This is a genomic window from Ruegeria arenilitoris, from assembly GCF_013032445.1.
GTDB lineage: Bacteria > Pseudomonadota > Alphaproteobacteria > Rhodobacterales > Rhodobacteraceae > Ruegeria > Ruegeria arenilitoris_F.
Genome location: NZ_WQCA01000005.1, coordinates 249,331 through 276,108 on the forward strand (window position 1 = coordinate 249,331; position 26,778 = coordinate 276,108).

Annotated in this window: 25 protein-coding genes; 7 read left to right on the forward strand and 18 right to left on the reverse strand. The window is 59.0% G+C overall.

Annotated elements, in window-relative coordinates; genetic code table 11:
• Positions 1-31: 31 nt before the first annotated feature.
• The 6 genes from fdh3B to GOW98_RS09120 all read right to left on the reverse strand — a co-directional run bounded on the left by fdh3B (position 32) and on the right by GOW98_RS09120 (position 5,614).
• The gene (gene fdh3B, locus GOW98_RS09095; protein ID WP_170324620.1) at positions 32-625 is read right to left on the reverse strand and encodes a formate dehydrogenase FDH3 subunit beta; all 594 of its coding nucleotides are present in this window, start codon (positions 623-625) and stop codon (positions 32-34) included.
• Positions 626-636: 11 nt separating this feature from the next.
• On the reverse strand, positions 637-3,531 hold the full coding sequence (locus GOW98_RS09100) for a formate dehydrogenase subunit alpha (RefSeq protein WP_170331191.1): 2,895 nt from the start codon (positions 3,529-3,531) through the stop codon (positions 637-639).
• A gap of 105 nt (positions 3,532-3,636) precedes the next feature.
• Entirely contained in the window at positions 3,637-3,825 is a 189-nt protein-coding gene (locus tag GOW98_RS09105) for a ubiquinol-cytochrome c reductase iron-sulfur subunit N-terminal domain-containing protein (RefSeq protein ID WP_170331193.1), read from the reverse strand.
• 61 nt (positions 3,826-3,886) lie between these two features.
• Complete coding sequence (locus GOW98_RS09110; RefSeq protein WP_170331195.1) at positions 3,887-4,498, reverse strand: TorD/DmsD family molecular chaperone; 612 nt, start codon at positions 4,496-4,498, stop codon at positions 3,887-3,889.
• A gap of 4 nt (positions 4,499-4,502) precedes the next feature.
• Entirely contained in the window at positions 4,503-5,063 is a 561-nt protein-coding gene (locus GOW98_RS09115) for a DUF3306 domain-containing protein (protein WP_170331197.1), read from the reverse strand.
• Positions 5,060-5,614 (reverse strand): DUF3305 domain-containing protein, encoded by a 555-nt coding sequence (locus GOW98_RS09120; protein WP_170331199.1) that lies wholly within the window; start codon positions 5,612-5,614, stop codon positions 5,060-5,062. The genes GOW98_RS09115 and GOW98_RS09120 overlap by 4 nt, the downstream gene beginning before the upstream one ends.
• 232 nt (positions 5,615-5,846) lie before the next feature.
• On the opposite strand from GOW98_RS09120, the gene GOW98_RS09125 reads away from it, so the two are divergent.
• Positions 5,847-7,799, forward strand: a complete 1,953-nt coding sequence (locus GOW98_RS09125) for a 4Fe-4S binding protein (protein WP_170331201.1) — start codon at positions 5,847-5,849, stop codon at positions 7,797-7,799.
• Here GOW98_RS09125 and GOW98_RS09130 read toward each other — a convergent pair.
• Positions 7,793-8,521, reverse strand: a complete 729-nt coding sequence (locus GOW98_RS09130; RefSeq protein WP_170331203.1) for a c-type cytochrome — start codon at positions 8,519-8,521, stop codon at positions 7,793-7,795. The genes GOW98_RS09125 and GOW98_RS09130 overlap by 7 nt on opposite strands.
• A 108-nt stretch (positions 8,522-8,629) precedes the next feature.
• On the opposite strand from GOW98_RS09130, the gene GOW98_RS09135 reads away from it, so the two are divergent.
• From GOW98_RS09135 to GOW98_RS09145, 3 genes are read left to right on the forward strand one after another with little or no spacing between them, the layout of a single operon-like run.
• Entirely contained in the window at positions 8,630-9,691 is a 1,062-nt protein-coding gene (locus GOW98_RS09135) for an Mrp/NBP35 family ATP-binding protein (RefSeq protein WP_170331205.1), read from the forward strand.
• Positions 9,688-10,380, forward strand: a complete 693-nt coding sequence (locus GOW98_RS09140) for a biotin/lipoate--protein ligase family protein (RefSeq protein ID WP_170331207.1) — start codon at positions 9,688-9,690, stop codon at positions 10,378-10,380. Before GOW98_RS09135 ends, GOW98_RS09140 begins: the two co-directional genes overlap by 4 nt.
• Positions 10,380-10,859: a DUF6505 family protein gene (locus GOW98_RS09145; RefSeq protein WP_170331209.1), complete on the forward strand. Its 480-nt coding sequence runs from the start codon at positions 10,380-10,382 to the stop codon at positions 10,857-10,859. Before GOW98_RS09140 ends, GOW98_RS09145 begins: the two co-directional genes overlap by 1 nt.
• On the opposite strand, the gene GOW98_RS09150 is transcribed toward GOW98_RS09145, so the two are convergent.
• The 8 genes from GOW98_RS09150 to acs form a co-directional block, all read right to left on the reverse strand.
• On the reverse strand, positions 10,856-11,356 hold the full coding sequence (locus GOW98_RS09150) for a flavin reductase family protein (RefSeq protein WP_170331211.1): 501 nt from the start codon (positions 11,354-11,356) through the stop codon (positions 10,856-10,858). The two genes, GOW98_RS09145 and GOW98_RS09150, sit on opposite strands and share 4 nt — an antisense overlap.
• Before the next feature lie 88 nt (positions 11,357-11,444).
• Positions 11,445-12,857 (reverse strand): 3'-5' exonuclease, encoded by a 1,413-nt coding sequence (locus GOW98_RS09155; protein WP_170331214.1) that lies wholly within the window; start codon positions 12,855-12,857, stop codon positions 11,445-11,447.
• Between the two features lies 1 nt (position 12,858).
• Positions 12,859-13,377, reverse strand: a complete 519-nt coding sequence (locus GOW98_RS09160; RefSeq protein ID WP_170331216.1) for a hypothetical protein — start codon at positions 13,375-13,377, stop codon at positions 12,859-12,861.
• Between the two features lie 48 nt (positions 13,378-13,425).
• Positions 13,426-15,249, reverse strand: coding sequence for a DUF294 nucleotidyltransferase-like domain-containing protein (locus GOW98_RS09165; protein ID WP_170331218.1), 1,824 nt, complete (start codon positions 15,247-15,249; stop codon positions 13,426-13,428).
• Positions 15,250-15,358: 109 nt separating this feature from the next.
• Entirely contained in the window at positions 15,359-17,143 is a 1,785-nt protein-coding gene (locus tag GOW98_RS09170) for a sodium:solute symporter family protein (RefSeq protein ID WP_170331220.1), read from the reverse strand.
• Between the two features lie 13 nt (positions 17,144-17,156).
• A complete protein-coding gene (locus tag GOW98_RS09175; protein WP_170331222.1) occupies positions 17,157-17,441 on the reverse strand; it encodes a DUF4212 domain-containing protein in 285 nt (94 codons plus the stop codon).
• A gap of 183 nt (positions 17,442-17,624) precedes the next feature.
• Entirely contained in the window at positions 17,625-18,308 is a 684-nt protein-coding gene (locus GOW98_RS09180; protein WP_170331224.1) for an adenylate kinase, read from the reverse strand.
• A gap of 11 nt (positions 18,309-18,319) precedes the next feature.
• The gene (gene acs / locus GOW98_RS09185; RefSeq protein WP_170331227.1) at positions 18,320-20,284 is read right to left on the reverse strand and encodes an acetate--CoA ligase; all 1,965 of its coding nucleotides are present in this window, start codon (positions 20,282-20,284) and stop codon (positions 18,320-18,322) included.
• 416 nt (positions 20,285-20,700) lie between these two features.
• On the opposite strand from acs, the gene dctP reads away from it, so the two are divergent.
• The 3 genes from dctP (at position 20,701) to GOW98_RS09200 (ending at position 23,819) form a co-directional block, all read left to right on the forward strand.
• Complete coding sequence (dctP, locus tag GOW98_RS09190; protein WP_170331229.1) at positions 20,701-21,717, forward strand: TRAP transporter substrate-binding protein DctP; 1,017 nt, start codon at positions 20,701-20,703, stop codon at positions 21,715-21,717.
• 63 nt (positions 21,718-21,780) lie between these two features.
• Positions 21,781-22,410 (forward strand): TRAP transporter small permease subunit, encoded by a 630-nt coding sequence (locus tag GOW98_RS09195; protein ID WP_170331231.1) that lies wholly within the window; start codon positions 21,781-21,783, stop codon positions 22,408-22,410.
• 5 nt (positions 22,411-22,415) lie between these two features.
• On the forward strand, positions 22,416-23,819 hold the full coding sequence (locus GOW98_RS09200) for a TRAP transporter large permease (RefSeq protein ID WP_170331233.1): 1,404 nt from the start codon (positions 22,416-22,418) through the stop codon (positions 23,817-23,819).
• Positions 23,820-23,870: 51 nt separating this feature from the next.
• On the opposite strand, the gene GOW98_RS09205 is transcribed toward GOW98_RS09200, so the two are convergent.
• From GOW98_RS09205 to rocF, 3 genes are read right to left on the reverse strand one after another with little or no spacing between them, the layout of a single operon-like run.
• Positions 23,871-24,911 carry an ornithine cyclodeaminase gene (locus GOW98_RS09205; RefSeq protein WP_170331235.1) on the reverse strand — a complete coding sequence of 347 codons (1,041 nt, stop codon included), beginning with the start codon at positions 24,909-24,911 and terminating at the stop codon, positions 23,871-23,873.
• Between the two features lie 9 nt (positions 24,912-24,920).
• Positions 24,921-25,835 (reverse strand): citrulline utilization hydrolase CtlX, encoded by a 915-nt coding sequence (ctlX, locus tag GOW98_RS09210; protein WP_170331237.1) that lies wholly within the window; start codon positions 25,833-25,835, stop codon positions 24,921-24,923.
• Complete coding sequence (gene rocF / locus GOW98_RS09215) at positions 25,835-26,755, reverse strand: arginase (RefSeq protein ID WP_170331239.1); 921 nt, start codon at positions 26,753-26,755, stop codon at positions 25,835-25,837. Before rocF ends, ctlX begins: the two co-directional genes overlap by 1 nt.
• Positions 26,756-26,778 lie beyond the last annotated feature (23 nt).

The following is a 26,778-nucleotide window of genomic DNA, read 5'->3' on the forward strand; positions in this document are numbered from 1 at the left end:
GGGCGGGTCACCTGTTTTTCATGTAGACGGATCAGCCGTCTTTCTGGTCGTAGGCCGTGCCCCAGCCCCACGCGCCCGAGCCAAACCCGCGGGCGACGACACGCTCGCGGTAGATGGCCGAGACCACGTCGCCGTCACCGGCAAGCAGGGCCTTGGTGGAACACATCTCGGCGCAGAGGGGCAGTTTACCCTCGGCGATCCGGTTACGACCATATTTGGCGAACTCTGCGGTCGAGTGCGTTTCCTCGGGGCCGCCGGCGCAGAAGGTACATTTGTCCATCTTGCCGCGCGATCCGAAGTTGCCCGCCTGCGGGTATTGCGGTGCGCCGAAGGGGCACGCATAGAAGCAATAACCGCAACCGATGCACAGGTCCTTGGAGTGCAGGACGACCCCTTCTTCGTTCTGATAGAAGCAGTCGACCGGGCACACCGCCATACACGGCGCATCCGAACAATGCATACAGGCCACCGAGATCGAGCGTTCGCCCGGATTGCCGTCATTGATCGTCACCACCCTGCGGCGGTTGATGCCCCATGGAACCTCGTGCTCATTCTTGCACGCGGTGACGCAGGCGTTGCACTCGATACAGCGTTCAGCGTCGCAGAGAAACTTTGCTCTAGCCATTATCGTCCTCCTTACGCTGCTGAGATCTTGCAGAGAGTCGCTTTGGTCTCCTGCATCTGGGTTACTGAATCGTAGCCATAGGTCTGGGCGGTGTTGGAACTTTCACCCAGCACATAAGGATCAGCGCCTGCGGGGTACTTGTCCCGCAAATCCTGACCCTGGAAATGGCCACCGAAGTGGAACGGCATAAAGGCCACACCAGCACCAACCCTGTTGGTCAGCATTGCCATCACCTTGACCTTGCCGCCTTCGGGACCTTCGACCCAGACCTGTTGCCCGTCACGAATACCAAGGTTGTTGGCATCGCGCGGGTTGATCTCGACGAACATGTCCTGCTGCAGTTCGGCCAGCCACGGGTTCGACCGGGTTTCCTCGCCACCGCCTTCATATTCGACCAGACGACCAGACGTCAGGATTATCGGGTAATCCTTTGAAAAGTCGTTCTTCTGGATCGAGGCATAAAGGGTGGGCAGGCGATAGGCCTGACGGTCCTCGTAGGTCGGATAGTCCTCCACCAGATCGCGCCGGTTGGTATAAAGCGGCTCGCGATGCAGCGGGATCGGATCCGGGAAGGTCCAGACGACCGCGCGGGCTTTGGCGTTCCCGAAGGGTGCACAGCCATGTTCGATCGCGACCCGCTGAATGCCGCCCGACAGGTCGGTTTTCCAGTTGGTCTCTGGCCCCGCAACGGCGTCGATGGCCGCGCGTTCGTCGGCGGTTAGGTCACCGTCCCAGCCAAGGTCCATCAGCATCTGCATCGTGAATTCGGGATAACCATCCTGAATTTCAGACCCGACGCTATAGACCCCTTCGGCCAGCAGGTTGTCGCCATCACGTTCCACGCCAAAGCGGGCGCGGAAAGTCAGGCCACCTTCGGCCACCGGTTTGGACATGTCATAGAGGTTCGGCGTACCAGGATGACCCATCTCCGCCGTACCCCAACATGGCCAGGGCAGTCCGTAATACTCGCCGTCGTTTGGTCCACCAATGGCTTGCAGCGTGGTTCTGTCGAACGTGTGCTGGTTGGCCATATGGCTTTTGATCCGTTCGGGCGATTGACCGGTATAGCCGATGGTCCAGAGACCCTTGTTGAATTCACGCGTGATGCTTTCAACATTGGGGGTTTCCGGGTCGTCCATCTCGATATTGCGGAAGAACCGATCCGCCCAGCCGAACTTGTTGGCGAATTTGGCCATGATGACCTCGTCCGGCAGGCTTTCGAACAGCGGTTCAACCACCTTGTCACGCCACTGCAGCGACCGGTTCGATGCCGTGACCGAGCCACGGGTTTCGAACTGCGTACAGGCGGGCAACAGGTAGACGCCGTCGGTGCGGTCGTGCAGAACGGCCGAGACGGTGGGATACGGGTCGATCACGACCAGCATGTCCAGCTTCTCCATCGCCGTCTTCATCTCCGGTCCGCGAGTTTGCGAGTTCGGAGCATGACCCCACAGAACCATGGCACGGACGTTGTTGTCCTGATCCATGTTGGCCGGGTCTTCCAGAACACCATCGATCCAACGAGAGACCGGGATGCCGCGCTCGTTCTGTAGCGACTTGTCCTTGCCTTCCTTGTCCTTGATCGTGGCGAACTGACCCGCCAGCCATTCGGAGTCTTCACCCCAGACACGGCCCCAATGGCCCCATGCCCCTTTGGACAGGCCGTAATAGCCGGGCAGGGTATGAGACAGAACACCAAGGTCCGTCGCGCCCTGCACGTTGTCATGGCCGCGGAAAATGTTGGTGCCACCACCCGAGGTGCCCATGTTGCCAAGCGCAAGCTGCAGCACGCAGTAGGCGCGGGTGTTGTTGTTGCCGTTGGTGTGCTGCGTACCACCCATGCACCAGATTACCGTGCCAGGACGGTTGTTGGCCATGGTGCGTGCAACACGTTTCAGCTGCGAACCGGGTGTGCCGGTGACGCGCTCGACCTCATCCGGGTTCCAGTTGGCAACCTCTTCACGGATCTGGTCCATACCCCAGACACGGGTGCGGATGAACTCTTTGTCCTCCCAACCGTTGTCGAAGATGTGCCACAGGATACCCCAGACGAGCGCCACGTCCGTTCCGGGGCGGAACCGGACATATTCATCCGCATGCGCCGCTGTCCGCGTAAAGCGCGGATCGCAGACGATCAGCGGCGCGTTGTTCTGCTCTTTCGCGCGCAGAACGTGCAACAGCGAGACGGGGTGCGCCTCGGCCGGGTTGCCGCCGATGATAAAGATGGCCCGAGAGTTATGGATGTCATTGTACGAATTGGTCATGGCACCGTAGCCCCATGTATTCGCAACACCCGCAACGGTGGTTGAGTGGCAGATACGGGCCTGATGGTCCACGTTGTTCGTGCCCCAGTAGGCGGCGAACTTACGGAACAGATAGGCCTGTTCGTTGTTATGCTTGGCCGAGCCCAGCCAGTACACGCTGTCCGGCCCGGATTCCTCGCGGATGCTCATCATGCCGTCGCCGATCTCGTTGATCGCCTCTTCCCAGCTAATGCGTTTCCACTCGCCGCCTTCCTTTTTCATCGGGTACTTGAGGCGGCGTTCGCCATGCGCGTGCTCGCGGACCGAGGCCCCTTTGGCACAGTGTGCACCCAGATTGAACGGGCTGTCCCAACCGGGCTCTTGCCCGATCCAAACGCCGTTCTGCACTTCGGCAACGACTGTACAGCCGACCGAACAGTGGGTGCATACGGATTTGATGTTTTCAACGGCCTGGTTTGCCGCTGTCTGGGCGCTGGCTGGCGTCACGGTTCCACCCGTGGCGCTGATCGCGGCAAGACCGCCGATCGTCAGGCCCGAGCCACGCAGGAATGCGCGGCGATCGACGGTTTTCTCGCCGACCTGGGACAGGATACTTGTCCGCTGGGGGCGTCTCGCAACCCCGTTGGTCTTTTTCCTTAGCATTGGTTTCCTCCCTTGCGCGCCGTGTCAGCCACGGCTGGCTTGGTACTTTTGGTGCCGACGTCAGGGCCAATCGCAACCGTCAGTCGGGGGTGAAGGCGTCCGATCCTAGAACCGGGTGCTTTCGATGTACGCGCGGGTATGCGCGGTGTCCTGCATCCGGGTTTCGTCCGTTGGCAGCTCGGCTGCTTCGGCTTTCCCGGACAGGCTGGCCGCGGCAACGGCAGCAGGTGCTGCGGTTCCGGCCAGTTTCAGGAAGTCACGGCGCGTTGCGCCTTCTTCCTTGGTCTTGCTCATGGGGTCCTCCTTTCCCATTTGCAGTTTAACGCCCACGCGGGCGCTGGCGAATGACAGCGGTTCACGCTGCCGTCATTCGGAAGGCCTCTCGTTCGATCTCCATGAACACCCGACCGGCAGTGCCGACAGATGCATAGAGAACCGAAGACTCAGCGGCTTCCAAATCCGAATAGAAATGCGTGGCCCACGGGCCGATATGCTTGTTCCAGAACGCTTTCTGATCCTCTAACGGCGCAGGCGCGCCAAAGCGGCCAACGATCATGCCCGCCATCATCTCCATCAGCGAGGCGATATTATCTTCGGGTTCGAACACATTCTGCGCCCGTGTGATGCCACGTGCGGCCATATCGTTGCGCAACTGGGCCAGAGGTTTCTCGTTCAGGAACCCGGTTAGGTAGAAACTGGCATAGGGCAGCAACTCACCACGCCCCAGCCCGATGAACAAAGCGTTGAATTCGCGTTCGGCTGCGGCGGGCTTGGTGACTTTCGCCACCCGCGCCATGGCCTGAATAGCCTGACCCAGGTCGGTATCATCTCCGGTCAGACCAGCCACCTGATCCAGCAACATCTGATCCGGCGGAGCCGCCAGTACCAGCCCGAGAAAATTGTAAAAATCCGCGCGCAGGCGATCCTCGGCTGAGACGTCCAGATGTTGCGCTTCGCTTGCGGTCATGGGGTTATCCTTCGAACTCAAATTTCATGCGGCGCGGGGTGGGGGGGAGGTTCACCTCTTCAAGGTCTTGAGCCTCTGCCATGATAACCGGTTCTGGCGTTGGCTCATCGACCGCCTCTGGTTCCGGTTCCTCAATGAGAGGTTCTGGCTCGATCTCTTCGGCTTCTGCCGCCAGCGCCTCGATATGGGCCAACATACCCTTGCCGACCTGATACGCGGTGGGGATATTCTCGATCACACAAGCGGCGTCGGTATAGTCCTCACCATAATCGACCAGACCGTCGACATTCGCCAGCACCGGGTTCAGCCGCCACAAACGGCGTAGCGCCCGGCGACGCAGACGGTCGGGCACTGCTTTTGCCATGAAACCCGAGACGTCATCTCCGGCCTGCAATTGATCGGGGTCGGGAAGATTGAACTCGGCTAGAATCTCGGCGTCGCTTTTTTCTTCCAGTTCGGACTGCTGGGCTGCAACGGCCTGTTCCTCGGCAGCTGTGACCTCGGCTTCAGCTTCGGCCTGAACGGCGGCCTTACGGCGAGACCAAAAATCACGAGCCTGCGTCACTGCACGATCCTCCGCGGCGCCCGGTAGACGTCTGACGCCTGACGGATACGCGCATCGCCCTTGCCATCCTCGACCAGATCGGTGCGTTTCTTGTCACGGCGGCGTTTAACGAAAACCTCGTCCCGGTGGTGTTCCAATGCGAAATCGCGAACCCAAGCAATCAGCCCTTCGGTCATCGGGATCTTTTCGACAATCTCTTCCCCGGTATCTGCGTAGTCCTGCCCTTCGAACGGGGATGCCGTAACCAGCACTGCATCCATAGGGCGTTCACCATCCAGCGCGTCGCGCAGAACAAGGTAGATCGAAGGTTGGCCGTCAGAAAGGTTGACCATGTAGGCCTCAGTTTCGTCGGCCCACAATGTAAGCGGGAGGGTCGCCGCGTGGTATTCCACAGCCTCACCCTCGCGGCGAAGCTCCTGCCAGTCGGCAGGTCCCGCACCGGGTAATACGGCAACAGCGCGCCAATTCCACTTCGCCCAGCGGGTTACACCGGGTGTTTTGCGCACGACGACGCCGATTGGCATTTCAATCTGGCTTGCGGCCTTCGCCACTTAGTCCTCCCCGGAAGGCTCTCCCCTGCCTTCCACAGCGTCCACTATGGTACACAACACGGCTTTGTGCCAAGCCTGAACTTTCTGGCGGCAGACGCGATCACCAATTATTTATGAATCTGAGCCACTTCTCAGATCCAATGCCGAAACTAGTTTGACCTGCAGGGATTGCCACTTTTCACAGACACCCTAAGCTGAACCCGAGATGGGGAGACGTCCGGGAGGGGAGGCCATGGGCACAAAATTTCTGTTATGCGACTGCGCGGGGACGCAGGCTATGGATGCTGAGGAAATCGCATCCGCCTGCGGCACGGCGTGTTCTCGGGTTCATTCGGCCTTGTGTACCACTGAGCTGGAGGCCGCGGCCTCATTGATGCGGGACGGGGACACCGTGATCGCCTGCGGGCAGGAGCAGGAGGTGTTCCGCGCGCTTGCTGAAGAGTTGAATATAGAATCTCCGGGCTTTGTAGACCTGCGCGACCGCGCCGGTTGGTCCGAGCAGGGGGCGAATGCCATGCCCAAGATGGCCGCCTTGGTCGCAGAGGCGTTGCTGCCACAGCCGATCACGCCCAGCGTCGATGTGTTTAGTGAAGGTACATATTTCATCATTGGGCCGGGTGAGATGTGTTTCGATCTGGCTGAACGTCTGGCAACCACGTTGGCTGTCACTGTTCTGGTTACCGATGACGCCCAGCCGATGTCTCGGGCCTATGACGTGGTGCGTGGGCAGGTGCGGTCTTTGACAGGTGCGTTGGGTGGGTTCTCGCTGCGGTTGGACGGATTACAGCAGATCGAACCGGGCGGACGTGGGGCTTTTGCATGGTCCGAACCGCGGGACGGGGCGAAGTCGGTCTGTGACATCGTGATTGACCTGACCGGGGGAACACCGTTTGTGCAGGCTCCGGCCAAGCGTGAAGGATACTTGCGCGCCGATCCCAAGGATGCAGTCGCCGTGGAACGTCTGGCCTTTGAAGCGGTGCAACTGGTTGGGACCTTCGAAAAGCCGCTCTATGTGCGAATGGAAGAAACGCTCTGCGCTCATTCCCGCGCAGAACAGGTGGCCTGCACCAACTGTCTGGAAATTTGCCCAACCGGCGCGATCACTCCGGCTGGCGAGCATGTGACGATCGACCCGATGATCTGCGCCGGATGTGGGGAATGCGCAGCAGTGTGCCCGTCAACCGCGATCACCTACGAGGACCCGCCGGTTTCGGCCCTGTTGTCGCGGATGCACATTTTAGCGCGCACATATCGGCGTGCGGGGGGCACTGTGCCCCGGTTGTTGGTGCACGACGCCCACGGGGCCGAGAAGATCCGGCTGGCCGCTCGTTTCGGCCGAGGTCTGCCTGCAGATGTCATTCCGCTGGAATTGAACGTGATTTCGGGCTTTGGTCATGCCGAGATGTTGGCCGCGTTAGCCCACGGTTTTGCGCGGGTCGATGTGCTGCTGGCACCGACTACCGAACGCGACGCGCTGGATCAGGAACTGGCACTGGCGCAGGCGATTGCCGGGCCAGGCAAGGTGGGACTGATGGATGAGGCCGACCCGGACACCATGGCGGATTTTCTTTACGCGCAGGATGCCCCGCTGCCACTGGCCGATCCGGTTCTGCCTTTGGGCAACCGTAGACAAATCGCCCGGCTGTCGGCACAGGCGCTGAATCCGCAGGCAGAAGCTCCGTTGCCTTTGCCCGAGCAAGCACCCTATGGGGCCGTGGCAGTGAACACGGATGCCTGCACATTGTGCCTCAGCTGCGTGTCGCTCTGCCCGTCGGGCGCTTTGGTTGATAACCCGGACAAGCCGCAGTTGAATTTTCAGCAGGATGCCTGCCTTCAATGCGGGCTGTGTAAGGGCATCTGCCCTGAAGATGCGATTGCTTTGGTTCCGCAGCTTGACCTCAGCGATGCGGCCCTGTCTCAGCAGGTGCTTAACGAAGAGGAACCGTTTGCCTGCGTTGAATGCGGAGCCCTTTTCGGTGTGAAATCGACGGTTGAGCGGATCATGGAGAAACTGTCGGGCACGCATCCGATGTTTGCCACCTCGGACAAGGCGCGGATGATCCAGATGTGTGATAATTGCCGTGTAAACGCGCAGTTCCAGATGCAGGACAACCCGTTCCAGTCCAACCCAAAACCCAAGGTGGTCACGACCGAGGACTATTTCTCAAAAAGAAAGGATCATTGAAGCTGTAGTGGAGCACCCAGATCAGCGGCCTTTATGACTGAGACAAAGGCAAGGATCGCGTCCAATTCTTCCAGAGTCATCTCAACGGGATGAATGGGCGAAGGGCGCGCAGGATCGAAAGGTGGGGTCAGACCGTCGATCTGGGTAAAGGCAGGATGGGGATTCAGAGCAAAGAAGGCCTCGAACCGTTCTGACCAGTCAGGCATCGCACGCAACACGGCAAAGGAGGGCGTCGAGCCCAAACCGTTCATGCGGTTCTGTGGGCCGATCACATGGCAACGCCCGCAATGGGTCATCGACAGTTCCTCACCGAGAGCGGTGTCACCGTCGATCACCGAGTCGGTTTGCGCCGCGGTGGCCTCGAAACGGGCAGAGAAGGGCGCGCCTTTTTCGGGGGTAAAGCTCTCGACCGTGTTCTTGCCGATATCGGATAGCAACCAATCGCGGAATCGTTCGTGTTTGGCGTCGTCTTCGATCCGCAGGTGATAGACTACACCGTCGCGGGCAAAGACCGGATCACCCGGAGGCGCGGTTTCCAGCACCAAAACACCCGCATCATCCGCAATAACACGTATCCCGGTCTTGAGAGAGAAGCGCGGAAGGATATGTTGCAAAAGGCCAGAGTCTTTCACCTCGACTGGGGCAGCAAGCCCCAATGCCTCTTGCGACCAAGAGGGGGTGGCAGAGAGCGTCAGGCTCAGGCACAAGAGGACAAAGCGCATGGCCCAACCTAACGGCGCGGCCCCGAGTGCGTCAAATGAACTGAATGAGACGGAGACACATGCAATGAAACGCAACCTCGTGGTGGGGCAATTCAAAGGGGTAATGGCATGAGTGTCCGTGACGCGGTTCTGGCGAACCTGAAGAAGATAATCGACCCTGTCTCGGGTCAGGACATTGTTAGCGCCGGAGTGGTGCGTGCGCTAAATGTCGAAGGCGACACGGTGCGTTTCGTGCTGGAGATCGACCCAAAGCACGCCGAACAAATGGAGCCGGTTCGCGAGACTGCCGAGAAAGCCGCGCAGATGGTAAACGGGGTGGCGAAGGTTTCGGCCATGATGACCGCGCATTCCGACAAAGCTCCGCCGGATTTGAAGCCCAAACCCAAGCCCTCGCAAACCGGGCCACAGGCAGTTCCGGGTGTGGATCGGATCATCGCCGTGGCTTCGGGCAAAGGCGGTGTTGGTAAATCCACCGTATCGGCGAACCTCGCCTGTGCATTGGCGGCTGAGGGCCGTCGAGTGGGTCTGCTGGACGCTGACGTCTACGGGCCGTCGCAGCCCCGAATGCTGGGTGTCTCGGGTCGTCCGGCCAGCCCCGACGGGAAAACCATTCTGCCGCTGCGCAATCATGGTGTTACCATGATGTCGATGGGTCTGATGACTAATGAAGGGCAGGCGGTTGTTTGGCGTGGCCCGATGCTGATGGGCGCACTGCAACAGATGATGAGTCAGGTGCAATGGGGCGCGCTGGACGTGCTGATCGTTGACCTGCCGCCAGGTACTGGTGACGTTCAACTGACGTTAAGCCAGAAATTCAAGGTCGACGGAGCCATTGTTGTCTCGACCCCGCAGGACGTGGCCCTGATTGATGCCCGCAAGGGGATCGACATGTTCAACCAGCTCAAGACGCCGATCGTCGGGATGATCGAGAACATGTCCACCCACATCTGTTCAAACTGCGGGCACGAGGAACATGTGTTTGGTCATGGTGGCGTGAAGTCCGAGGCCGAGGCGCTGGGCGTTCCGCTGCTGGGGGAAATCCCGCTGCACCTGGATATCCGGGTCGCTGCAGACGGAGGCGCGCCCATCGTGGTCTGCAAACCTGACAGCCCGCAGGCCGAGGCGTTCCGCAAGATCGCACGTGATATGATCGCCAAGGGCAACGCATGAGCCAGCCGGTCTTTCCCCCATTGTTGTCGGGTCACCCGGTACAGGGTGGGGAAGACCCGTTCGAGCGTGCTCAGGCCATGGCGGCGCTGGGCTGTGAAGCCGGGTCGGTCGTTTACAACATTCAGGCCGACCGGCTGCGGGTGGCGATTGTTTTCGCACCCGAGGTTCCTTTGCAGGATGCCATGGCAATGCTGCCTCTGTGCGCCGTCGGGTTCCAGAACGCGCTGGGTGCGCTGGCTCCACCGGAGGTCGCAGTGCATCTGGGTTGGGACGGGTTGATCTGCGTGAACGGCGCGAAATGCGGTGCGTTCCGTGTTGCGGCGGCATCCAATGCCCCTAAGGCCGAACCGGACTGGTTGGTGGTCGGGTGGGAATTGGCGCTGATGCAAACCAGCGTGGCACCGGGGGAAACACCGGACGTCACGGCCCTCTATGACGAAGGCTGCGCCGAAGTATCGCCGGTGCAATTGGTTGAAAGCTGGTCGCGGCACATGCTGACTTGGCTCAACCGCTGGCAGGAGGACGGCAATGCGCCCCTGCACGGCGAATGGATGGGGCTTCTGCGCGGTGTCGGAGAACCCTGCGAGACCGGGGTATTTCTGGGTACGGATGAACGGTTCGGGATGCTGATCCGCGATGGTGCCGAAACCCACCTGCGCCCCCTGACCGAACTGTTGGAGAACGGATGATGAAACTGGCCCGCGCGATCCATTTTGATGAAAGCGACATGAACGTGTTCCACTCCCCCGCCCGGACCGGAGAATGGTGCATCTCGGGTGGGTTCGAATTCTCGAACTGGGGGAAGGCCGACATGGAAGGCAAGGCGCGGCAGGCGTTTTCAAACGGCTGGTTGGGGGTCGAAACCTTCGGACGCGTGACCTTCGTTGCCGTCACGCAGATCGAACAGGCTGAGCTGGATCAGATCGCCCGGAATCTGGCAGAACATTTCGTGCAGTTCTACGGCGCGCCTTCGATCGAGGCCGCATTGGGTGTTGCGCAGACCGAGATCGCCCATATGGCCGAACTGTGCGAGGAACACGCCCCCAATACGCTACTGACCGTCGCGCGCGAATTGTCCGACAGCGGAGTGCATGAGGCGTTTCGTGTGATCACCCCACAGGAAACTCAGCTTGAAGCACTGGCCGTTCACGGCTCGTTGGACGACTAAAGCAGGTCCGCGAACCCGCCGAACTGACCGCGTTTGAAGATCAGGCCCTTGCCGGTGCGGTACATCACCTGTTCAACCTCACCAACCAGGATCAAGTGATCACCGGCTTCATGTTTGGCATGAAGCTGGCAGTCAAACCGGGCTAGGCAATTGGCCAACTGCGGTCGGCCCTTGTGATCGGTTTCCCAGACGGCGTGTGAGAAATCCAGCCCGTCGCGTGCAAACCGCAATGCCTGATCCTGCTGTTCTTCGGCCATCACATGAATGGAGTAATGCTGGCAGGCGTTGAACGAGTTGAACCGTTGAGAATCTTTGGCCAGACACCACAACACCAGCGGTGGGTCCAGCGACACCGACGAAAACGAGTTGACGGTGATCGCACGCGGCCCGTTGAGCGATCCCGTCGTGACAACGGTGACTCCGGTTCCGAAACACCCCAGCGCTTCGCGAAACGCGGGGCTTTGATCCGGGGTAGGGGTGAAGGTCTTTTCCGTCATCGCGTGCTCGTGCAGTAAACGCGCATCAGGTGCCACGGCCAACCGGAATTGTCCATGAAAAGGTGAATTTGGCTCGAATATTTTACGGTTAGTTCAGATCTTCCAGCAGACGGCCATGCTGACGGGTGGCCTCGATGACGGCACCAAAGGTCGTCATGCCGCGTGCCTGCAGCATCGGTAACATCTTGACCAGCGCCTGCGCCGTAGCGACCGCATCCCCAAGCGCGGTGTGGCGCAGCTCGTGCGGAATGCTGATTTCCAACCGATCGCACAGAGCGTCCAGTGTGTGTTTGTCGCTGGCTCCAAACAGAACCGCGGACAACAGGACCGTGTCCAGGATGGGGTGATCCCATTCAACATCCATTCGTTTGGCGTGACGGCGCAGAAAGGCCATGTCGAAAGGCGCGTTATGCGCCACAATCACAGCATCCCGCGCGAATTGGTGAAAGGTGCGACCAGCCGCGGCAATATCCGGCGCGCCTTCGACCATGCGGTCGCTGACCTTGTGCACCTTGGTTGAGGCAGGTGGAATCGGCATGCCTGGATTGACCAGCATGTCCAGTTTTTCTCCTTCGACAATCCGGCCATTTACCACCCGAACCGCGCCGATCTGGACGATCTCGTCCTTGTGGGGCAGCAGCCCGGTGGTTTCTGTGTCAAAGACGACAAAGCACAGATCCTGCAGGGCGAGGGTTTCAAACTGCCCTCCTACCGCGCTGTTCAACAGGTCGAAATCGTAGACCAGAGGCCGAGACGCTTCGGGTTCGATATTGGCGGCACTTTCGTCAAAAATCAGCAGGTAACCAGGCGCGTCGCCAAGCGGTTTCATTCTTGCCGAATAAGTCTGCGCGCCGTCGATGCTGGTCAAGGTGCAGTCGACCTCAAGCCCGGTTTTGGACAGTTTTTCATAAGCGTCCCGCAGTGCTGTAGGCTGCAGGTATTCGAAAAGCGAGGCGTTCAGTCGGGGATGCGCGATCTGGGCCAGAACGCCAGCAGCCTGACCGTCATAGAGAACGATCTTATGGCTCGGGCTGGCCAGCACCATTGCCACCGGAATCTCTGTCAAAAGCGCCGTCAACCTTTTCTTTTCAGCAGCCAGATGTGCGGTTTCTGCAGCCACGGCCTCGGCGACATTCATCGTCTTGCCTGACAGTTGTTCTGCCAGTCCGGCGGCCGCAGGGGCGAGATCGCCCAAATAACGCGCGGCCTGCATGTCCATATCCGTGCTGACACCGGCATGGGCGCGAGCGCGCAATTGGGCCGACAAACGCTCAATCGGTTTGGCGACATTGTCGTCAAACAGCAGCCAGACAGCCACGATCAGACCGACAAAGCCGAATCCCATGATGATTTCGGCGAAGATAAAAGCATTTGCCAGAGCCGGGTCCGCAGCGCGCCTGTAACTGATCCATAGTGCCAAAGAACTGACCGCAAGCGCGCCAGCAGCCATCAGGCAGAAGAACAGAAAAATACGTATGCGCAGGCTTAGCCGGGTCAGCATGTTACACTCCGCAGGTTGCCTCAATAATTGGGTCGTCGTCACTGACACTCAGCCAATCGACGTTCAGTAAATGACCATCGTCTCCGAATTCAACACCATCAGCCAAACTGGCGCGGCTGTTGGCATCACAATCGACGGCCACCGGCAGTTTGGAAATTGGAGACCAACGGCCAAAGAAATACAGGTCCACAAGCCGTTGTTGTGGAACCTGTTCGTTGGTGCGGACCGAGACCGTGTCGATGGCCGCGAACCGGTTGACGAAAGGCACTGCATAGGTCCACGGACGATAGAAGGCCCGGCTTTCGACCTCCTGCACGATTTCCATGCCTTCGGGCAGGGTCTCAACTGTGCGGTCATACCAGGAATACTCGCTGGCGATGGTCATGCCGATCATACCCAGACCTGCGGCGACCGGAGCCGCCCAGCGAGGCAGGCGACCGCCCGTCAGTTTGTTCACTACCATTACCAAACCCGCAAAGGCGAGGCCCGCAAAGATGGTACCGATTAGTTCCAGAAACATATGTCTCTCCGAATTTCAGACGCTTGCGTCTGTTTAGTGTATTATGGCCTAGCCCAGCATACCTTTGCCATGGCCCACCGCCGATTGCATTGTTTTTACGACGACAAAGGCGTCTCGCAGATGGCTTCGCTCGAAGTCCGACAGGGCGGATGGCGGCAGATAGTTGTCGGGTTTTTCACCGAATTTGACCAGCCTCACCTGATGTTCCAGCCGGGTTTCGGCAATCAGGTCATAGGCGTCCAGAATGTCCCGTGCACCGGCGGGGCTGAGCACTCCGGCGGCTTCGGCTGCTTTCAGGCGCGCGCGCGTGTTGGCCTCGGTCAACTGGCCCTGCAGGCTGTAGACGCGGGCCAGATCGACCACCGGCACCACGCCGTTGTGTTTCAGGTCCAGCGTGTTGCGATGCTCGCCCGAGCGGATCGTGGCAAAGCCGCGTAGCAGGCCCAGAGGCGGCGTATGTTTCAGCGAGTTCGAGATCATATGCGCCACGAAGATCGAGTTTGCATTCGCTGCGGCCAGCGTGTCGGTCTGAAGATCAGAGAACAACTCGAACGCGCCGCCGATCGGGCGCAGATCGAACATGACCGATGCCAGCATCTGTGCCTCGGGGTTAGGTTTTGCGATCCAGCCTTTGAAATAGTCGCGCCAGACACGCACCGGCTGACACCAACGCGGATTGGTCGCCATCATGTCGCCGGGGCAATAGAAATATCCGCAGGTATCCAGACCATCCGAGACGAATTTGGCCAGCTCTGCAAAATAGGCCATGTCAGCGTCGGTCACGCTGTCATCCAGAACCAGACAGTTGTCCTGATCCGACACACCGGTCTGCTCCTGCCGCCCTTGCGAGCCGCAAGCCAGCCACAGATAGGGCACCGGCGGCGGCCCCAGCTCCTTTTCAGCCAAGGCCAGCAGCCGCCGGGTGGCGGTGTCGGCAATGTCGGTGATCAGGCGGGTGACGATTTCGTGCCGGTTACCTGCGGCGACCAGTTGCACCAACAATTGTGGGATTTCGGCTGTGACCTGCGCCATTTCAACCGCCGAATTGGCTAGGGCAATTTGACGGACCAGCTCGGCTGAGCTGACGGCTTGATAGTGGGTCAGGTCGGTTTGTGTGACGATACCAACCAGCTTGCCGCCTTCGGCAACCGGGATGTGACCAATGCCGCGTTCCATCATCACATGCAGCACGTCCGAGCCGATGTCAGACGGTGAAAGGGTGATCGGATCAGCGGTCATGATATCGGAAATCGGTGTGGTGTTGGGCATGGCGTCTGCCACGTATTTGCCCGAAATATCGCGCAGCGTGGCGATGCCCAGCAAAGCCTCGTCCTCGGTCACGCACAGGCACGAAATATGGCGGTCACGCATTAATCGTGCGGCCTCCTGAACCGGCATGGAGGCGGGGCAAGTGGCCGGGTTGCGGGCCATCAGGACATCAATCGAACTGGTGGCCAAGCTTAGCGGGCTGGAACGCTCGCCACGCGTGCGGTCAAAGAACTTGGCAACGAAGTCATGATTGTCGATCAGTTTGCGCACCACAGCGGGAGGCAGAACAAAAAGAACGGTCGGTGTCCCCGCGTGTGCATGTGTTGCGGCTTTTCCGTCTTTCAGCAGGCCACGTTCACCAAAGGAATTACGCAACCCGAGATGAGAGACCACGGCGCCATTCTCATCGGTGATCTCGATCTGACCTTCGTAGATCAGGAATACGCCGGGCAGGGTGTTGCCAAGCTCGTAAACAGCAGAGCCCTCATTCACTTCCCACACCTCGATCTGTTTGGCCAGATCTTCCAGCGTTTCGGCGGGCAGGGCGTCATAGGGATGTACGGATTTCAGAAACCGGGTGATCTGGTCATGTGAGAGGGGCATCAAGAAATCCTGGGTCTTTGGTTGAAAAATCCCGCCCGGTGGTGTGCCGGACGGGAGTAGTAGATCGAAAAACGCGGCATATGGAAGTTAACCATATGCCGCATCATGCTCATTTATTCTGAGCTGCGCCCGCGCCACGGGGAATGCGTACGCTTTCGACCAATTCAACGATCTCCTTCGGAGTCTCTTTGGTCATACCGGCTACAACAAATGCTACTGCAAAGTTGATCATCGCACCGATGGCGCCGAACGAGGTCGACTTGATCGGACCCAGAAGCGGGTCAGCATCGGTGAACGAGTTAGTGCCTGGAATGAACAGCCAGCCCTTGTGAAGGAAGATGTAGATCAGGGTAACGGTCAGACCTGCCAGCATACCGCAGACCGCACCGGTGTTGTTGATGCGGGTCGAGAAGATCCCCATCATCAGCGCCGGGAAGATCGAGGCAGCCGCCAGGCCAAAGGCCAGAGCAACCGTTTGCGCCGCAAAGCCCGGTGGGTTCAGACCCAGATAGGTTGCGATAACGATGGCCACAGCCATTGCGACCCGCGCCGCCATAAGCTCTCCTTTTTCAGAGATCGACGGGTTGATCGCGCCTTTGACAAGGTCGTGGGACACAGCCGACGAAATCGCCAGCAACAGGCCCGCAGCGGTTGACAGAGCAGCCGCAAGACCACCGGCAGCGACCAGACCGATCACCCAACCCGGCAGGTTGGCAATCTCGGGGTTGGCCAGAACCAGGATGTCGCGGTTGAACTTGGTCAGTTCGTTGCCAACCCAGCCTTTTTCTTCCGCGATGGTCTGCATGGCTTCGGACTTGTCGTTGTAGTACTGGATCTTGCCGTCGCCGTTCTTGTCTTCCCAATCCAGAAGACCGGTTTTCTGCCAGGTTTTCATCCAGTCATAGCGCGGATCGGTGTCAATTTCCTCGACCGACACAGCGCCACCTTCGATGCCACCGTTGGGCCACATCATGTCGGTGATGTTCAGACGCGCCATTGCGCCAACCGCAGGGGCGGTCAGATACAGCAGAGCGATGAAGACCAGCGTCCAGCCAGCGGACCAACGAGCGTCGGACACTTTCGGCACGGTGAAGAAGCGCATGATCACGTGCGGCAGACCGGCGGTACCGATCATCAGCGACAGCGTGAACAGCACCATGTTCAGCGTGTTCGAGTGGTGCGCTGTATAGTCAGCAAAGCCCAACTCTGTCACGATCGCGTCCAGCTTGGTCAGCAGGGGCTCACCGCTGGCGGTATCACCAAACAGACCCAGGGCCGGGATCGGCGTGCCGGTCAGCTGCAGCGAGATGAAGATCGCCGGGATAGTGTAGGCTGTGATCAGCACGCAGTACTGAGCAACCTGGGTGTAGGTCACACCCTTCATCCCGCCAAACACCGCGTAAGCAAACACGACACAGGCACCGATCAGCAGACCGGAAGTGTTCGAGACCTCGAGGAAGCGGCCAAAGGCCACGCCCACGCCGGTCATCTGACCGATAACGTAGGTCACCGACGCGACGATCAGACAGATCACAGCAACGATACGTGCGGTCTGGCTGTAGAAGCGGTCGCCGATGAATTCCGAGACGGTGTATTTGCCGAACTTACGCAGGTAAGGCGCAAGCAGCAGAGCCAGCAGCACGTAGCCACCGGTCCAACCCATCAGGAAGGTCGAGTTGTCATAGCCGGTAAAGGCAATGAGGCCCGCCATCGAAATGAACGAGGCCGCGGACATCCAGTCCGCCGCTGTCGCCATACCGTTGGTGACCGGGTGAACGCCGCGACCGGCGGCGTAGAATTCCGATGTGGAACCCGCGCGGGCCCAGATCGCGATGCCGATGTATAGCGCGAAGGATGCGCCAACAAACAGCAGGTTGATGGTAAACTGATCCATTTTTCCCGCTCCCTTACTCTTCGTCCACGCCGTGTTCGGCGTCCAGCTTGTTCATGCGCCAGGCGTAGTTGAAGATCAGCACCAGAAAGACCAGAATCGATCCCTGCTGAGCGAACCAAAAGCCCAGATCGGTACCGCCAACGGCGATGCCCGACAGCAACGGACGCAACAGAATGCCGAATCCAAAAGACACCAGCGCCCAGATCGCGAGGCTGATGTAGATGAGGCGCAGGTTCGCCTGCCAATAGCCCTTGTCGGCCTCGGCAGTCTGCGCGGAGTTTGTAGAATTATCCGCCATTGCGGGTTCCTCCTTGCTTCCTCGTTGGGCGGCCCGTCACCCAACTCCTCCAGTGCGCCGGGCCGCTTCTCGATTGTGCCGAACACCGGATTGGCGTCAGGCAAAACTCCATCGGTCCGCCAAGGCGGGTCCTTTGAAGTATTCCGTTGTAGGATCAAAGCCCGGGGGGCTTATCTCCTCCCCTTAGCTCATGACCTCACTAACGAGCCCTTGCAGGTCGTTGGCGATGTCATCGATCTGACCCATGGCGTCGATGCCTTTCAGAACGCCCTGAGCCTGGTAGTAGTCAATCAGCGGTGCCGTCTGCGCGTGATACGCAGCAAGGCGCGAGGCCACGGTTTCCGCGTTGTCATCCGCACGGCGCTTGAATTCGGTGTGGCCACACTTGTCGCACTTGCCGTCTTCGGCAGGCTGCTTGAACTGATCGTGATAACCTTCACCGCAACCGGCGCAGGTGTAGCGGCCCGAGATGCGGATCACCATTTCGGCGTCCTGAACTTCAAGGCTGATCGCGGCGCTGATTTTTTGATCGGCTGATGCCAGCAGGCCATCCAGCGCTTCGGCCTGAACCGTGGTTCGCGGGAAACCATCCAGAATGACGCCCTTGGCGCAATCAGGCTGGATCATGCGGTCGCGCAGGATGGCAATGACGATCTCGTCGCTGACCAGATCACCGGCTTCCATGACTGCCTTGGCGGCCAGACCAGCCTCGGTGCCTGCAGCAACGGCTTCGCGCAACAGATCACCGGTGCTGAGCTGAACCAGCCCGAACTTGTCTTCCAGCATACGCGCTTGCGTCCCCTTCCCGGCGCCCGGAGGGCCGAGAAGGATCAGAACGGCGGGAGTAGTGGTAGCGGCAGCGTCCATCACATCCTCACTCACTTGTTCGCGCGGTTTGTGATCAGGTCATCGACCACCGACGGATCGGCCAGGGTCGAGGTGTCACCCAGCGAGCCAAAGTCGTTCTCGGCGATCTTGCGCAGGATACGGCGCATGATCTTGCCCGAACGGGTCTTGGGTAGGCCGGGGGCCCATTGGATCACATCCGGCGAAGCGATCGGACCGATCTCGGTCCGGACCCAGGTGCGCAGCTCTTTCAGCAACTCATCGCTGGGCTCGCGGTCGTTCATTAGAGTGACGTAGCAATAGATGCCTTGGCCTTTGATTTCGTGAGGATAACCCACCACGGCAGCTTCAGCTACTGCTGCGTGCGCCACCAGAGCGCTTTCGACCTCAGCGGTGCCCATGCGGTGACCTGAGACGTTGATCACGTCATCGACACGACCGGTGATCCAGTAATCACCATCATCGTCGCGACGGCAACCGTCACCGGTGAAGTAGTAGCCTTTGTAATCCGAGAAATAGGTTTTCTCGAACCGTTCATGATCGCCCCAAACGGTGCGCATCTGACCGGGCCAGCTATCCTTGATGCACAGAACACCTTCGACACCGTTGCCGTTGATTTCGACACCCGACTGAGGATCAAGAACCACCGGCTCGATGCCAAAGAAAGGCTTCATGGCCGCACCGGGTTTCATAGCGTGTGCGCCGGGCAGGGGGGTCATCAGGTGACCGCCGGTTTCGGTTTGCCACCAGGTGTCAACGATTGGGCATTTGCCTTTACCGATGACCTCGTTGTACCAGTTCCAGGCTTCGGGGTTGATCGGTTCGCCCACGGTGCCCAGTGTGCGCAGGTCGCTGAGGTCGTGCTTTTCGACAATCTCGTTGCCCTGACCCATCAGGGCGCGAATCGCGGTTGGAGCAGTGTAGAATTGGTTGACCTTGTGCTTGGCACAGACTTCCCAAAAACGACCTGCGTCCGGATATGTCGGAACACCCTCGAACATCACCGAGGTCGCGCCATTGGCCAGTGGGCCGTAGACGATATAGCTGTGACCGGTGACCCAGCCCACATCCGCAGTGCACCAGTACACGTCACCTTCATGGTAATCGAAAGTAACTTCATGGGTCAGCGCAGCATAAACTAAGTAGCCGCCGGTTGAGTGGACAACTCCTTTTGGCTGACCAGTCGAACCCGAGGTATAGAGGATGAACAGCGGGTCTTCGGCGTTCATCTCGGCGGGTGCGCAATAGTCATCCGCTTCCAGCGCCATTTCGTTATAGTCGAAATCCCGGCCGGCAACCCAGGTGGTTTGACCGCCCGTCCGTTTGACGACCAGACACTTCACCGTGTCTTTACAGTGCAACAGTGCCGCATCCGCGTTCGACTTCAGCGGTGTCTTACGGCCGCCACGAGGAGCTTCGTCGGCGGTAATGATAACTTTGGCGTCGCTGCCGTTTACGCGCGCGGCCAGAGCGTCAGGAGAGAAACCAGCAAACACGATTGAGTGGATTGCACCAATACGGGCACAGGCCAGCATCGCATAGGCCGCCTCGGGGATCATCGGCAGGTAGATAACGACACGGTCACCTTTGCGTACACCCATCGATTCCAGGATGTTGGCCATCCGGCAGGTACGACGGTGTAGTTCCGCGTAAGTGATGTACTGGGCTTCGTCTTTTGGATCATCTGGCTCCCAGATGATGGCGGTCTGATCGCCGCGTGTTTTCAGGTGACGATCCAAGCAGTTGGCGGAAACGTTCAGTGTCCCATCGGCATACCAATTGATGTTAACTGAACCGAAGTCATAGCTGACATCCTTGACCTGGGTAAAAGGCTTGATCCAGTCGATACGCTTACCTTGTTCACCCCAGAACGCGTCGGGATCTTCAATCGAGGCCTTGTACATTTCGTTGTACTTATCGGCATCGACATGTGCACGCGCAACGGTTTCGGCGGACGGCGGATATACTTTGGCATCTGCCTGGGTAGCGGTTGTCATCTTGAGGCTCCTCCCTCTGGACTGAATTTTCTGGACCGATATTTGCCCGTGTTACGAGCGCTGTCGATCCGTTTCCTCCCTGACACGGATAATACGGAGAACTGAAAACAATGAAATAAATTACCGAAATCTCAGCATTTGTTTGTAAATAAATTTCAATGAACTTCGCATATTTGTAAACATATGTGAAAACAATTTTAAAAAGTATATTAATAACAGTCTGTTATAAGTCACATAAACTAACCGCCCCTTAGCCATCTGCTTTTACAAGTTTCCGCACAGGGAATTCACCTATTGGTTGTTAGCGCTTGCGTACGCCGGTGCGACGGTCCGTCCGGGGTTGGCACATTCTAATGTTGGCGCTAGCTTGAATCTCAAGCGCTTGAGCAAGAAGCGCAGCAAAGGGAGAAATCAAGATGAGAAAGATATTGAGCGGCGCTGCCGTCGCCGCCTTGGGTGTTGCATTTGTGTCAGAGGCCGCAGCAACCGAATGGAATGCGTCTGTCTGGGGTAAACGACGCGCCTTTACCGAACATGTTGAAAAACTCGCCGAATTGGTCAGCGAAAAGACCGGTGGTGAGTTTACAATCAATGTTAGCTATGGCGGCCTGTCCAAACCCAAGGAAAATCTGGACGGGATTGAGATCGGCGCCTTTGAGATGGCCCAGTTCTGTGCCGGCTATCACCGCGACAAGAACCGCGCGATCACCGTGCTGGAACTGCCGTTTCTGGGTGTGAATACTCTTGAAGAAGAGGTGGCAGTCAGCCATGCCGTCTATGATCACCCGGCGGTCAAGGATGAGATGGCGCAGTGGAACGCGCGCATCATCATGACCTCGCCCATGCCCCAGTACAATATCGTTGGTACGGGTGAACCGCGCGATGAACTGGCCGAGTTCGATGGGATGCGCGTCCGCGCGACCGGCGGTTTGGGCCAGGCGTTCGAAGCGGTCGGAGGGGTGCCGACCTCGGTTCCCGCTACCGAAGCGTTCAATGCGATGGAGTCCGGAGTTGTCGATACGGTTGCCTTCGCCCAGCACGCCCACCTTTCCTTTGGCACTATCAACGAGGCCGACTGGTGGACCGCCAACCTGAACCCCGGCACCGTCAACTGTCCGGTTGTGGTCAATATCGAAGCCTATGATGCGCTGCCCGCCGAACATCGCGAAGCGTTGAACAGTTCGATCAGCGAAGCGATAGATCACTACCTCGCCAATTACGGCGGGTTGCTTGAGAAATGGGACAGCGTTCTGGACGAAAAGGGCGTCCAGAAGGTCGAGATCGACGATGCGGTGATCGAAGAGTTCCGCACCAAGGCCGCCGATCCGATCCGCGAACAGTGGATTGCGGACATGTCGGCTCAGGGTCTTCCGGCTCAGGACCTCTACGATCTGGTTCAAACAACGCTGAAACAGCAGCGCGGCGGCAACTGATTGTCCTATCCGGGTGCCTGACCGGGCACCCGGACACCAATACCAAAACAGGGGAACACCGGAATGGCAGGACAGGCCACGGTGCTTGAGGACGGCAGCCGTCTTAGTCGGCTGGACTGTCATCTATTGAAGTTAGAGCAGTTTCTGGCCCTGATCAGCGGTCTGGCCGTATTCGGGCTGATGGTGTTGGCCGTGGTTTCGGTTAGTGGGCGCAACGCGATCAACGCGCCGTTGCCGGGCTATGTGGACTGGATCGAACAAGCCATGCCTTTGATCGCCTTTCTGGGCATTTCTTATGTGCAACGCGAGGGCGGCCACATCCGGATGGACATTGTCATTTCACGCCTGCATGGTCGGGCGCTGTGGCTTTTCGAGCTGATCTCGGTCGTCCTGATCCTTGTGCTGATGCTGGCGCTGGTCTGGGGCAGCTGGTCCCATTTCGACCGCTCCTTCGACTTTGGCGCTCCGCTATGGAGCCGGGACAGTTCCATTGACATCGGAATCCCACTCTGGCCAGCCAAGCTGCTGGCGCCAGTGGCGTTTTCAGTGCTGTGCGTACGGCTGGTGCTGCAGATCTGGGGCTATGGCCGCGCATTCGTGCTGGGGTTGGAGCATCCTGTGGCTGTGCCTTTGATCCAGGACGCTGCGGCGCAAGCTGCTGCTGAAGCCGAGCAATTTGAAGGGCAGGACTAGCGCACATGGACACGATAGACATTGGTCTGTGGGTCACTGCTGGCCTGCTGGTTCTGGTGGTCACGGGCATGCGCGTGGCTTTTGCAGCGGGTCTTGCGGGACTGGTGGGACTGGTCTGGATATTTTGGGCCAAGTTTGGGTACGACCCTGACCGGTTTGGCAAAGCACTGACGGTTGCTGTCAAAACGGCCGGTCAGGTGCCGCATTCAAAAGTGGCCGCCCATACACTCAGCCTGATCCCGACCTTTATTCTGATTGGTTATCTGGCCTATTACGCAGGCCTGACCCGTGCCTTGTTTGAGGCTGCCAAACGCTGGGTGGCGTGGGTGCCGGGCGGGTTGGCGGTCTCTACAGTATTTGCCACCGCCGGGTTTGCGGCTGTATCAGGCGCGTCGGTCGCCACATCTGCCGTTTTCGCCCGCATCGCCATCCCTGAGATGCTGAAGGTTGGCTACAATAAACAATTCGCCGCCGGGGTCGTTGCTGCCGGGGGGACACTGGCCTCGCTGATCCCCCCCTCGGCGATCCTTGTGATCTATGCCATCATCGTTGAACAGGATGTGGGCAAGCTGCTGTTGGCCGGTTTCATTCCGGGTGCATTTTCGGCAGTGATCTATGGGTTACTGATTGTCGGTATCGCGGTGTTCTTCAAAAACGTTGGTCCCCCGGTCAAGGGATTCACATGGAAACAGCGCTTTGCCTCGTTACCCGGGGCCTTTCCAATCGTGGCCGTGATCCTGATCATCATCTGCTTTGTCTATAACCCGTTCGGCGAAAGGGCCTGGGGTACGCCGACCGAAGGTGGCGCCATCGGAGCCTTTATAGTCTTCTGCTTTGCCCTATTCCACGGGATGCGATGGACCGAATTGAAATCGGCGTTGTTGGAAACCGCCAAGCTGACAGCAATGATCTTCTCGATCATCTGGGGCGTGCTGATCTATGTGCGGTTTTTGGGATTTGCAGACCTGCCGGGGGCGTTTTCGGACTGGATCACCTCATTGGAAATGTCGCCGATGCTGATCCTGATCTGCATACTTCTGGCTTATGCCGTACTGGGCATGTTCATGGACGCCATCGGAATGCTGCTGCTGACATTACCTGTGGTCTATCCGGCGGTGATGGCCCTGAACGGAGGGGAGGCGGTGAGCGCGGCAGAAAGCACCTTTGGTATGTCCGGCCCGATGTGCGCGATCTGGTTCGGGATACTGGTCGTCAAAATGGCCGAGTTCTGTCTGATCACGCCACCCATCGGCCTGAACTGCTTTGTGGTCGCAGGCGTTCGCCCGGACCTGAGCGTGCAGGACGTATTCAAAGGCGTGACCCCGTTTTTCATCGCGGACGGCGTCACCATTGCTCTGCTTGTGGCGTTCCCGGGCATTGTTCTCTACCTTCCCTCCTTGGCCGGATAGAAAAAGCCCCCGGGGTTAACCGGGGGCGAGGTACAGCCATTTGCGGGTTCTTCAGCTTGCCCGCATCAGCATCCCATACAAATCACGCGGGTCATCCGGATCGGCCAACATGTCCAAAGGTTCAAAGAAGTCAGTGTCTTCGATTGCAGACTTGATGTAGCGCAGTGCCGAAAAATCCTCGATCGCGAAGCCGACGCTGTCGAACAGAGTGATCTGCCGATCGTCGCGGCGACCCTCGACTTGGCCGGTCATGACCTGCCACATCTCAGTAACTGGGTGATCGTCATCCAGCGCCTGGATCTCGCCTTCGATCCGCGTTTGTTCGGGGTATTCGACAAAGATGTCCGAGCGCAGAAGGATATCGCGGTGCAGTTCTGTCTTGCCCGGGCAATCGCCGCCGATGGCATTGATGTGCACACCGGGGCCAACCATGTTGTCGGTTAAGATCGTCGCGTATTTCTTATCGGCCGTGCAGGTAGTGATGATATGCGCGCCTTCGATAGCCTCTTCAGGGGTGCTGCAAGGCACGACCGTCAGGCCAGTCCCTTGCAGGTTGGCGGCGCATTTCCTGGTCGCGTTGCTGTCAGTGTCATAGAGGCGCACGGTGGTGATCCCGCACATCGCCTTGAAGGCCAGGCATTGGAACTCTGACTGTGCACCATTGCCGATCATGGCCATGACCGAGGATGATTTCGGCGCCAGATAGCTGCCGACCAGTGCCGAGGTTGCCGCGGTGCGTAGCGCGGTCAGCATTGTCATCTCGGTCAGCAGGGTGGGGTATCCGGTGTAAACGTCTGCCAGCAGGCCAAAGGCGGTGACTGTCTGTAACCCCTCAGACGTGTTCTTGGGATGGCCATTGACGTATTTGAACCCGTAAGCCTCTCCGTCCGAGGTCGGCATCAGCTCAATCACACCATGCGGCGAATGGGCCGGGATGCGCGGGGTTTTGTCGAAGCTCTCCCAGCGTTTGAAATCGGATTCGATCTGGGCCGCGATCTGAGTGATCATCCGCTCGACCCCGACGTGATGCACCAGACGCATCATGTTGTCGACGGACACGAAGGGCACGAGAGCCTTGTCAGAAGGTTGCATCGGGGTCTCCTATCGGCGGGACAAGTGGATGCCTGCAATCATGCAGCGCACGGATCCACCGGCAGTTTCAATTGTAGGAACCGAGAGCGGCAGCGGCGTGGCGCTGGCCTCGATCGTGGCGATTTGTTCAGGTGTAAGCGCGGCAAGCGCCCGGCTGGACAGCGCCAGCACCAGACCGTCACGACCGCTGAGTTCGATGGCGTTTCCGGCGAACTCGGCGATCTGTTCGTGGCTCAGATCAATGACCGTGCGACCGCTTTCCTCAAGCCGCGCCTTGACCGTCGTGCGCCGTTCCGGGTCGGTGATCATGTCCAGACAGATCAGCGTGTAGTTGGTGCCGATGCCCATCAGAACGTTGGTGTGATAGACGTTGCGCCCCTCTGCATCCTTCGCCTCGAACACGATGGGTTCATAGTTGAAATGGGTACAGAACCGCTCCAGTAACACAGGGTCGGCACGGTTGGATTTCACGGTGTAGGCCACGCGACCGATGTGATCCAAGACCATCGCGCCAGTGCCTTCCAGCGCCAGCTTATCCTGTTCCAGCCCGGAATAATCGATCACGTCCTGAACGCGGTATTCTTGTTTCAACACTTCAATTACATCCGCGCGGCGTTCGCGTCTGCGCGACGGAACATACATCGGATAGATCGCCACGTGCCCACCAGGATGGGTCGAGAACCAGTTGTTCGGGAAAACGCTGTCCGGCGTGTCCAGGTCGCCGTGATCGTCGAAGACGTGAACCCTTACTCCGGCGTCGCGCAGCTGAGCGACCGCCGTGTCATGTTCCGCGCGTGCCGCGACAGAGGGTGCCGCGTGCATGGCGAGAGTTTGAAACGCATTGTCGCCGTGTGTCTCGGGGTTTGAAGTAAACGCATGAGGCCGGATCATCACGACGGCTGAAGGGGCTTGCAGAGACTGCATCAGAAACTCCGGGTTGGGCGGTCAAAGATGCGGCGGCCCATTAGTGAAGCCGCCAGATCGACCATCAGTTTTGCGGTGCGCCCGCGTTCGTCCAGAAACGGGTTCAACTCGACCAGATCCAGCGAACAAACGAGACCGCTTTCGTGCAGCAGTTCCATCACCAGATGTGCCTCGCGTTCAGTTGCGCCGCCGGGAACAGTGGTGCCGACGGCGGGGGCGATTGAGGGATCAAGAAAATCGACGTCCAGTGAGACATGCAGGATGCCGTTGGCCGCCCGAACGCGATCCAGAAACGCCATCAGGGGTGCCTTGATCCCATGCTCATCAATGCTGCGCATATCCGCCAGCATCGCATGATCCTGTTCCAGTCGAGCGCGTTCGGCGGGGTCGACCGAGCGCAGGCCGATCATACCGACGCGGTCGGTCGGCACAGGGGCGGGGACAGGCGGAAAGGTGTCAAAGCCCGACTGGCCGGTGAAATACGCCACAGGTGTGCCATGCAGGTTGCCGCTGTCGGTACTGTCGGGCGTATGAAAGTCGCTATGGGCATCCAGCCAGAGTACAAACAGAGGCCGTCCGATTTGTTTGGCATGGGAGGCCATACCAGCGACGGTGCCCATTGACAGAGCGTGATCGCCGCCCATGAAGATTGGCAGGCCTTTCGGGGCTGTATCCACCGCCGTTCGGCTCAGTGCACGGGTCCAGCCGATCACCTCGGGCAGGGCAAAAAGATGTGTGTGTTCGGGGGTGTCTGTCTCGTCAGGGTTGATGTCACCAAGGTCGGTCACCTGATGCCCCAGATCGGACAATGCCTGATCCAGACCCGCCACGCGATAGGCGTCCGGCCCCATCCGGCAGCCCTGACGTCGCTTGCCCGCGTCCATCGGCGCGCCGACCAATATTACGTGTTTGTTGTCCATATGACTATGTAGGGCTGCGGGCC